The following is a 1,784-nucleotide window of genomic DNA, read 5'->3' as shown; positions in this document are numbered from 1 at the left end:
ACTTTTGGGCGGCGCTGGGCCGTGTCGGACGCTCTACGGTGCCGGCCGCCGTCGTGTGTCCGGCGTCCGCCGCCCCGCCCCTTCGGGACGGGCCACCGTAGTTACGTTGTGGGGGTGACAGACCGACCGGGCATGCTGGCCGATGTGAGTTCTGTTCAACGTCCTGCGGTGGTGGTGAGTTCTGGCCGCACGGGGAAGAAGGCGCTGCGGGCGGAGGCGGGTGTGCCCGAGCTGCTGGCCATGTGGGCGCGTGATCTCAACCCGGGCCTCGATCCCGCGACCGTTTCGATCCGCTCACGTACGCGAGTCTGGTGGCGCTGCTCGGCGGGGCACGTCTGGCATGCGATGGTGTCGAGCAAGGCCGCCGCGCCCGGTCGGTGCGGCCAGTGCCCTCGTGTCCGCCATCCCGGTCTCAGTGTCGGTCGACCCGATCTGTTGGCCGAGTGGGCAGCTGACCTGAACCCCGGACTCGACCCGGCACAGCTGCGATGCGGGTCGACGACGAGGGTGTGGTGGCGGTGCCAGGCTGGCCACGTGTGGGACGCCAAGGTCGAGGTACGGGCGCTACGCGGACGTGGCTGTCCGACCTGTGCGGGGGGACGCCGGCCGGCACCGCGGCTGCCACAGGCCGCGCCGATGCTGATGCCGCAGTGGGCGGTGGACCTCAACGGAGGCTTGGACCCGAGGACGCTTTCCGCCCGGTCGAACCGAGCGGTGTGGTGGCGGTGCGCGCGGGAGCACACGTGGCAGCAGAAGGTCGCTGATCGGACTAGGGGCCGTGGCTGCCCCGCCTGCTACGCCACGCGTGGGGGCCGCGAGGGCGAGGTACTTGTCGCCGTGGCAGCAGCCACCGGACTGCGCTACAGCGGGCATCCATCGGTGGCACCGCCGGTGCGCGGAATGCGCGACCTGGTCGACGCCGAGGAGCGCATCGTCGTCGAGTACGACGAGTTGGCGCACCGCTCGCGGATCGACCAGGACCGGCGGTTGACCGAACAGATGGAAGCAGCCGGATACCTGGTGATCCGGATCCGTGAACAGGGCCTCCCATTCGCAGGCGGTCTCACCGTGACGGTGAGTGCGCAGGACAGCCCCAAGGCGATCGGCCGGCGTGTCGCGGCTGCCCTGGACGCTGCCGGCCGATACCTGCCGCCGACCGCTACCGTGCCCATCTTCGTGCCTCGGCAGACTCCACCGCCCGTGCGGCAGCGAGCGGTGTACGCCCCGAGACCACACCAGGCCGCTGAGCTGTCGACCCCGGCTGGCCGGCCGCCGACGTCGAAGCGGGACCGGATCGAATCGGGCCTGGTGGTGCTGCTGTCACAGGGAGTACCGCTTTCCAGCCCCCGGTTGGGCGGTCTCCTGGCGTCGCTCACCGGTGCGTCGGAGTCCTACGCCAAGCAGATCCTGCGCGATGCCAGACGCAAAGCTGCGGTCCAATGACTGCCAACACCGAACGCGAGATCGAGACGCCGTGCGGGTGGTGCGGCAACGCCATCGTTCAGCCCACCACCGGCCGGCGCAGACGCTACTGCGACCGGTCCTGCCGGCAACGCGCCTACGAGCTGCGTACCGCCCAGCGTCGCCACCAGGCCGACGTCGACACCGGCCGGATCCGCAGCGTGCCCGCCCCACGGGTCATCGAGCGGGCCGTGCAGCCACGCCACCCGACGACCGTCGCGCAGTGGGAGTACACCCTGACCGACCTCGCCGAGCAGCTGCGCGCCGGCCGCCACGCGTGGGAACGGCACCGCATCCGCGCTGCGCTCAACACCGCGCTCGCA

1 protein-coding gene and 2 pseudogenes are annotated in these 1,784 nt (G+C 71.1%); all 3 read left to right on the top strand.

Features of this window, described 5'->3' with window-relative positions; translation table 11 throughout:
- Positions 1-132: 132 nt before the first annotated feature.
- A pseudogene (locus AB0E94_RS52805) lies at positions 133-783 on the top strand (zinc-ribbon domain-containing protein); the annotation flags it as partial.
- A gap of 117 nt (positions 784-900) precedes the next feature.
- Positions 901-1,443: a DUF559 domain-containing protein gene (locus AB0E94_RS52800; RefSeq protein WP_360344518.1), complete on the top strand. Its 543-nt coding sequence runs from the start codon at positions 901-903 to the stop codon at positions 1,441-1,443.
- Positions 1,440-1,784 (top strand): annotated as a pseudogene (locus AB0E94_RS52795) (hypothetical protein); the annotation flags it as partial. The gene AB0E94_RS52800 and the pseudogene AB0E94_RS52795, both read left to right, overlap by 4 nt.

This window comes from Actinoplanes sp. NPDC026670 (assembly GCF_040638175.1).
In the GTDB taxonomy this organism is placed as follows: domain Bacteria; phylum Actinomycetota; class Actinomycetes; order Mycobacteriales; family Micromonosporaceae; genus Actinoplanes.
The sequence above is the reverse complement of the archived record's forward strand: the minus strand, read 5'-3'. Positions and strand labels throughout refer to the sequence as shown.

What these genes read in the sequence shown, in the direction of transcription:
- AB0E94_RS52800 (WP_360344518.1), top strand. Translation starts at nt 901, where the DNA reads ATGCGCGACCTGGTCGACGCCGAGGAGCGCATCGTCGTCGAGTACGAC.